The sequence below is a fragment of the Acinetobacter sp. 226-1 genome, from assembly GCF_030329325.1.
In the GTDB taxonomy this organism is placed as follows: domain Bacteria; phylum Pseudomonadota; class Gammaproteobacteria; order Pseudomonadales; family Moraxellaceae; genus Acinetobacter; species Acinetobacter sichuanensis.
Genome location: NZ_JACANU010000028.1, coordinates 1 through 6,683, shown reverse-complemented (window position 1 = coordinate 6,683; position 6,683 = coordinate 1). Strand labels below are relative to the sequence as shown.

The following is a 6,683-nucleotide window of genomic DNA, read 5'->3' as shown; positions in this document are numbered from 1 at the left end:
TTATGGTTTTAATTGCGAATTTGTTGACAGCTCGGAATAGACGAGTGGAGCTCACTTTTTAGTGGGCTTTTTTGTTGCCTAAATTTTATTAAAAGGTGCTTATGATGCATACAAGTGGTCTACGGAGGATCGACTCATGAAAAATCGTTAGCTTTAAGGGCAACTAGGATTTGTGACGCTGATGTATGCTTTACATATACTAGCTATAAGCGCAAACGGTGGGATGCAGAAACCAGCCGTATAAATCGGTCTGAATCCAATGTGATTTCGTCACACATTGAGTTAGCCTCAGAGCCTTAAATTGTGGGTGACTCCCCGACCAAAAGAGACTGAAAGACACAAAGCGTATCAATAGCTAACTTTGAGAAGCAGTAGTGTTGAGTAGCGGTAGATCAGTTGCCGAGCTGATTAATATCGTAATCTAAGGCAAGGATGTGGTAGATCACTACATCCTTTTAACGTCCCATTAGCTCAGTGGATAGAGCATTTACCTTAGTTTGATCTAGTCGTTGGTTCTACTAGAGCTAATAGATAATATTTAGAATATTGTATTAATTAAAACTTAATGAATATAGCAACTTTTTGTGGTAAGTTTTAGTTTTTAAATAAATTTAAATTTTTGAAATTAGGGGTAAAAAATGAATTATGATGTTTTTGTTATAGAATCAAAAGCTGCTAGCAATTTATTGATAAAAATTAAAGATTGGTTGAGTAAGGCTCCAGAACACTATAAAAATTTCTGTTTAATCTCTATTAATCATGTTGCTGACCCAATAGATGGGTGTAAGGCACTAATAGTCTTTAAAACAGATAAGGATTGTTAGGAGCTTATTGATGAATTTATTCATATTTGAAAAATGATATATTATGCCACTGAAAATTAATAATTTATTTTACAGAATATTCATTAGAAGCTAGCTGTAGTTTCTAAGCCCTTGAAAGGGTTTTTTTAGTTTTTGCTCGTACACTTCATTTTGTACGAGCATTTTTTTTATTATAAAAGAGTGTCTAATATACTAAACGAAAGCTTCATTTGATGAGCTTGATTATAATTTGGATGTGAAAAGTTAATATCTCAGATAATGTGACTAGTTTTTCAGAGCAGTTCTACAGTAAAGGTGTGAGTACTTATCACTATAAAGTTGCATTCAAGCCACAGTCGATCATTCCTGATATTGATTTAAAGCTGAATTAATTGATTATATGTAATATTTTGCAAATGAATAGGTCTAGATTTTGTACTATATTGCACTCGCAGTAAAAAACCTGAATCAGCGCAAGAATCGGGGAAACCTCACAGGGAGTGAGGTTTTTTAAATTCTTAAACTACTCATATACTGCTGTAAGTTTTACATTCATATTCCCTAGTTATGAATGATTCAACCTCCTTCGGGAGGTTTTTTTATTGGATCAACTCTAATTAGATCGATTTCGTACCATTTAAAGGTTTCGAATTCAATACCTTTAATTACATACCCATATTGATTTGATTCAAATTTGATTGTAATAATATGGTTGTTTTATTCATACTAATGAAAAAACATAATAACCTTGATCAGCGCAAAAAATTAAGGTGGAAGCCTCACAGAGATGTGGGGCTTCTTTTTGAGTAAAATTTACAAAAAAATTACTTGGCATAAAGTTAAATTCAAGTAATATTGAATTGCATAAGTAATTCCCCATATTGCTTATGTGTGTAACTTTTATACCTACGATCTCCGCAAAATTGTAGGTTTTTTTATGGGTAAAATTTATGGAAACTTCCGAATACACCGCACTCACCAAGAAGCAACCATTAAAACCAAAATCCAAAACTCGACCATTACCCAAAGCAACACAAAAATATTTAGAAGCTGAAGAAACCTTATTCCAAGAATTAGAAGAAAATAACATTGGTTATCGAAGAAAATTTCAATTTGAATCTACTAAAAATTGGCGATTCGATTTCTATATTGTGAAGGTCAATCTTCTTATTGAAATTGTGGGTAGCCCATGGTCAGTGGGTCGTGGTGGTAAGAAGATTGCAAACGCATTTAATAAATATGAACTCGCTGAAAACATGGGTTATATGATTGAACGATTTGAACCACATACAGTTGAGTCGGGTTATGTGATTCGTTGGATTAAATCACAGTTATATGTATTAGGAGATGGAGTGGATCAAGAGAGTCTCTAATTAAACTTATACGTTTTGTAAAAAAGTAATATTTTTATGTGTTTTTAATTAACATATGATTAAAATCATAGTAATATAGTCAGAATAGGTAATTCCCCAATTACCTATTTAATTTTATACCCATAATTTCCCCAAAATTGTGGGTTTTTTTTATTTAAATTTATGCTATATATTAGAAATAATAATATGAATTAGGGGGATATGATGAATATCTGTATAGGTGGCTGCTGGCATGGCAGTAAATTATTGGTAGACCAAAAAACAAATTATTTTTTAGCAAAAGATAGGGCAACGAGTAAGCTTACAAGATATAGAAGACTAGAAGTAGTTTGGATGAATCACCCACAAACTTTTTGGGTTGCAGATAATTTAAATCGTTTAGAGGTCACTCAGAAAATACAACCTTATTTAGACCAGTTACGCTCAAATTTAAATTATCAAATTTAAGAAATAACTTTTTCAAATAGATGTTGAGACATGTTGAGCATCAAATCAGTGTTAGAGGTGTACTAACATTCTGCATGCTCAGCAAAAGAGTAAAGTAATTGATTAAGGCCCACATTATGTATGTGGGTTTTTTATTGGATGAAATATGGAACAGATCAGACCATTTCCACCAACAGAACTGCTTGATCAAGCTGAGGAAGAAGAAACCATTCGCTTGGCACCTGCACCAGATCTAAAAGATTGGGTTGTTAAAAACTTTCTTGCCATTGGCGGCGCGTTACATAATCCAGATCATGACCACATTGCTGAGCTACTTCATGACAATGACGAGTTCTTAGCATTTGCTTGGGCATCATCTGCGGCTCAATCTAAAAAACGTATGGTATTGGGTCAATGTGAAAAGGTGATGTTTAATGTTGGTGGATGGAAGAAAGCACGACAAGAACAACAGATGCGGGACTGGTATGGTTTTGTACCGACGTATTTAATTACGATTGATGCGAGTTATTGTGAAAATAGTAATGACCGTAACTTTTGCGCGCTACTGGATCATGAGCTTTATCACATTGGTGTAGAACGCGATGAAGATGGTGAAATGCTGTATAGCGATATGACCGGTTTACCTAAACACTATTTGGCAGGTCACGACGTTGAAGAATTCTTTGGTGTGGTCAGACGTTGGGGCGCAAATGAATCAGTTAAACGTTTGGTCGAAATCACAAAGAATGCGCCGTTTGTTGCTGATGTTGATATTTCTAAGTGTTGTGGGACGTGTGTGATTTGAGCTGAAAGGCTCTTTTTTTGCCTATTTTGTTTTACGTAGTTTTACGAAGGGGTGTTTATGGCAACCTTAAGAGAGCCTGTAAAAGTCTTTATAGTTCAGTCTCTTGCTTGCTTTGAAACCCCTCAACAAGTAGCTGATGCTGTAAAACAAGAATTTAATATAGAAATTGAACGTCAACAGGTTGCTTCATATGATCCAACTAAACCAACAGGTAAAAATTTAAGTAAGAAACTTAAAGATTTATTTCATAAAACGCGCGCTGAATTTAAGACCAATGTTTTTAGTATTCCTTTAGCAAATAAAGCAGTACGTCTGAATGAACTTCAGAAGATTTATGACGATCCTAAAATGAATAGAATATTGAAGTTGAAACTTATCAGGCAGTTTAAGGATGAAATGCAAGGATATGAGCTTCAGCTTTTAGATATTCAATTAAAACAGCTTGAAATTGAGCGAATTAAAACAGGTGATGGGGAGGGCGCAGATGATCCAACGCCAGTCAAAGTCACCATTCAAGTTGTAGATGCGAGTAGAAGCGATGCCGAATATCAACCCGACACTGAATGTGCCTCAGGCAAAGTTTCTACAACTTCAAAATAAGTTTCGTGCTTTTGTTGCTGGGTTTGGAAGCGGTAAAACTTGGGTTGGGTGTTCAAGTCTTTGTGATAAGTCATGGGAATTCCCCAAGGTACCATTAGGATATTTTGCACCTACATATCCGCAGATCCGCGACATTTTCTTTCCAACAATTGATGAGGTTGCTTTTGATTGGGGGTTAAAAACAAAGATCTATGAATCTAATAAAGAGGTGGATATTTATTATGGTCGGCAGTACCGAAATACGATTATTTGCCGATCCATGGAAAAGCCACAAACGATCGTAGGTTTTAAAATTGGTCATGCTTTAATTGATGAACTCGATGTCATGAATAAGGATAAGGCTCAACAAGCGTGGCGTAAAATTATTGCGCGTATGCGTGTAAAGCATCCTGGTTTAATTAATGGTATTGATGTTGCTACAACCCCAGAAGGTTTTAAATTTACTTATGAGCAATTTGTAAAGGAAGCCAACTCAACACCTGCGAAGAAAAAGCTTTATGGGATGATTCAAGCTTCAACCTACGATAACGGCTAAAGGTGATTTCAAGGTATTGAATGTGGGAACAGATCCAACAGATTCGATTTGGGTATGCCAGTTGCGGAAGGCTTGAAATTAAGCATGATGATTGTTAGATTATTGTTTCATTTAATTTTTTTATAGAGATAATAATGTTACTTCAAGTTGATAATGTAGTAATCAATACTGATCAAATTCAATTAATCAAAATTAATGATAAGGTAAATTACGTAACAATATTTTTCTCAGATACACACAGTAGGAAAATAAGTTTCCCGAATTATGATGATTTAGATAGATTTCTAACAAAGCTTGGGCGCAAAGACCACTTTGCGTAAGAAACAGAATAAAAGCCCACTTCGGTGGGTTTTTTAATGGGTGGAAAATATGATTTATATCGATAACTCGCAACTAAAAGAAAGAGCAGTAAATAGTGATAAGGCATTTCATGCCAATATAAAAGATACAACCATTGAAGCTGTGTTTTTAAATGGAGAGCGTATTTATGATGCGCTTTATGTTGATATTGAAAAAGGCTTTTTAATAAAAATAAAGTCCGATGTTACAGGTAAAGCTGTTGTGGTAAATAATGAAATTGGGCATGAAATTTTATTTGGTGATGTGACTATTAAATACAGGTGAAAATTATGTCATGGCAAGGTACACGATTATCACAGTTCACCTTTGAAGTACTGCAAAGCGCAACTGTTCTACAAAGAAAGATCATTAGCGAGTTCCTACAAGGTGTTGTGCTTGCAAGCCCAGTTGATACAGGTGCGTTCCGTGGCAATAACCTCGTTTCAATTGGCTCTGTGGATGTTCGTTATGATTTAAATAAAGTGGATAAAGTAGGTGGGAAAACAATTGCTGAGGGGAATATCAAAGTTCTTCAGGCAAAGATAGGTGATCTGGTCTATGTACAGAATAATTTGCCTTATTCTGTGGCTTTGGAGAATGGTTATTCTCAACAAGCACCAACGGGGATCTATGCTTTAACGTTTCAGCGAGTGACGAGTAAATATAAATGATGACACTTGAACAAGCAGAATTAGAAATTAGAACGCGCTTGGCACAGTTTAACGGTGTGGATGTGATTCAATTTGAAAACCAAGCACTTGATGAAGGAGAGCCATTTTCATCACCTAAGGATAAGCTGTGGTGCAAGGCTTATATTCAGTATTCAGGCAGCAATATTGTGGGTATTGGTCACCAGCCCTGCATTCGTGACCATGGCATGATTTCAATCCAATGTTTTGCACCATTGAATTCAGGTACCACAGCAATGGCGAAGTTATGTGATGGGTGGCGCGCGTTTCTACAAAACTTTGGTGTTTCTCATTTAGAAGTTTATTTAGTTCATGCACCACAATATATGGATGATAAGCATTTTTACGCTAAGATAGTCAGGGCAGAATTTAGGGTGAATTAGAGTGGATGCAGATTACTTGCGTTACAAGAATGAACGCCAAGAGCTTATTAATAATATTAAGCTTTGTGCGGAGGTACCGCCTGATTTAGAAAATAAGTCAATTTCGGAGTTGATGCGAATATATTATGCAACAATTAATGATCAATGCCCGCAATGCGGTGGTCATATTCAAAAACTAGCTTTCACATCGATATATCCAAGTAATAGATCTTGAGTTTTTTAAAGTTCAATTAACACAATCTTAAATATCAAAACCAATCACCACCTTCGGGTGGTTTTTTAATGCCTAAATTAAGGAGTCGCTATGAGTTCAGGCGCTAAACAAATAACACCATACGGAGTTGAATCCGCACCAGGTGTAATCACAACAACATGGAAAACACTGGCATTTACATCGAATGGTTTAGATGCAGCCGCACAAAAAACTGAATCACAAACAATCAAAGATGGTCGTATTGCTTCAGGGTCATTGGTGACAGGTGTTGATGTTACAGGTGATATTGAAACAGAATTTGCCTATGGCATCCAAGATGACTTGCTCGAAGGTGTTGCATTCAACCAGTGGGTAAGTAATGTTTTAACCTTTGGTGGTACAACGCGAAAAACATTCTCAGTTATTCGTGGTTTTACAGATATTGATAATTACCAAGTATGTAAGCGTCCGCTGAACACACCTTCTGAATTCATCCTATAAGCCTTAATTTAGTCCCCACTTAGAAACAAGTGGGGA

General features: G+C 35.7%; 9 protein-coding genes and 2 pseudogenes. All 11 read left to right on the top strand.

Annotation, left to right across the window (positions count from 1 at the left end):
• The first annotated feature begins 638 nt into the window (after positions 1-638).
• A complete protein-coding gene (locus tag HX124_RS17440; RefSeq protein ID WP_286384328.1) occupies positions 639-824 on the top strand; it encodes a hypothetical protein in 186 nt (61 codons plus the stop codon).
• Between the two features lie 242 nt (positions 825-1,066).
• A pseudogene (locus tag HX124_RS18220) lies at positions 1,067-1,195 on the top strand (beta-sandwich lipoprotein); the annotation flags it as partial.
• A gap of 558 nt (positions 1,196-1,753) precedes the next feature.
• Positions 1,754-2,176, top strand: coding sequence for a hypothetical protein (locus HX124_RS17435; protein ID WP_286384330.1), 423 nt, complete (start codon positions 1,754-1,756; stop codon positions 2,174-2,176).
• A 204-nt stretch (positions 2,177-2,380) separates the two neighbouring features.
• Positions 2,381-2,623 (top strand): hypothetical protein, encoded by a 243-nt coding sequence (locus HX124_RS17430; RefSeq protein WP_286384332.1) that lies wholly within the window; start codon positions 2,381-2,383, stop codon positions 2,621-2,623.
• Positions 2,624-2,768: 145 nt separating this feature from the next.
• On the top strand, positions 2,769-3,407 hold the full coding sequence (locus HX124_RS17425) for a putative metallopeptidase (RefSeq protein WP_286384334.1): 639 nt from the start codon (positions 2,769-2,771) through the stop codon (positions 3,405-3,407).
• A gap of 57 nt (positions 3,408-3,464) precedes the next feature.
• Complete coding sequence (locus HX124_RS17420) at positions 3,465-4,007, top strand: DUF2280 domain-containing protein (protein WP_286384336.1); 543 nt, start codon at positions 3,465-3,467, stop codon at positions 4,005-4,007.
• Positions 3,946-4,536: pseudogene (locus HX124_RS17415) on the top strand (terminase large subunit domain-containing protein); the annotation flags it as partial. The gene HX124_RS17420 and the pseudogene HX124_RS17415, both read left to right, overlap by 62 nt.
• Before the next feature lie 375 nt (positions 4,537-4,911).
• Positions 4,912-5,166: a hypothetical protein gene (locus HX124_RS17410; protein WP_286384338.1), complete on the top strand. Its 255-nt coding sequence runs from the start codon at positions 4,912-4,914 to the stop codon at positions 5,164-5,166.
• Between the two features lie 5 nt (positions 5,167-5,171).
• Positions 5,172-5,552 carry a hypothetical protein gene (locus HX124_RS17405; RefSeq protein ID WP_286384340.1) on the top strand — a complete coding sequence of 127 codons (381 nt, stop codon included), beginning with the start codon at positions 5,172-5,174 and terminating at the stop codon, positions 5,550-5,552.
• A complete protein-coding gene (locus HX124_RS17400; RefSeq protein WP_286384342.1) occupies positions 5,549-5,953 on the top strand; it encodes a hypothetical protein in 405 nt (134 codons plus the stop codon). Before HX124_RS17405 ends, HX124_RS17400 begins: the two co-directional genes overlap by 4 nt.
• 304 nt (positions 5,954-6,257) lie before the next feature.
• Positions 6,258-6,647, top strand: a complete 390-nt coding sequence (locus HX124_RS17395; RefSeq protein WP_286384344.1) for a phage tail tube protein — start codon at positions 6,258-6,260, stop codon at positions 6,645-6,647.
• Positions 6,648-6,683 lie beyond the last annotated feature (36 nt).

Excerpts from the sequence above, each read along its gene's own strand:
- HX124_RS17440 (WP_286384328.1), top strand. The coding sequence starts at position 639 with ATGAATTATGATGTTTTTGTTATAGAATCAAAAGCTGCTAGCAATTTA.
- HX124_RS17435 (WP_286384330.1), top strand. The coding sequence starts at position 1,754 with ATGGAAACTTCCGAATACACCGCACTCACCAAGAAGCAACCATTAAAA.
- HX124_RS17430 (WP_286384332.1), top strand. The coding sequence starts at position 2,381 with ATGAATATCTGTATAGGTGGCTGCTGGCATGGCAGTAAATTATTGGTA.
- HX124_RS17425 (WP_286384334.1), top strand. The coding sequence starts at position 2,769 with ATGGAACAGATCAGACCATTTCCACCAACAGAACTGCTTGATCAAGCT.
- HX124_RS17420 (WP_286384336.1), top strand. The coding sequence starts at position 3,465 with ATGGCAACCTTAAGAGAGCCTGTAAAAGTCTTTATAGTTCAGTCTCTT.
- HX124_RS17410 (WP_286384338.1), top strand. The coding sequence starts at position 4,912 with ATGATTTATATCGATAACTCGCAACTAAAAGAAAGAGCAGTAAATAGT.
- HX124_RS17405 (WP_286384340.1), top strand. The coding sequence starts at position 5,172 with ATGTCATGGCAAGGTACACGATTATCACAGTTCACCTTTGAAGTACTG.
- HX124_RS17400 (WP_286384342.1), top strand. The coding sequence starts at position 5,549 with ATGATGACACTTGAACAAGCAGAATTAGAAATTAGAACGCGCTTGGCA.
- HX124_RS17395 (WP_286384344.1), top strand. The coding sequence starts at position 6,258 with ATGAGTTCAGGCGCTAAACAAATAACACCATACGGAGTTGAATCCGCA.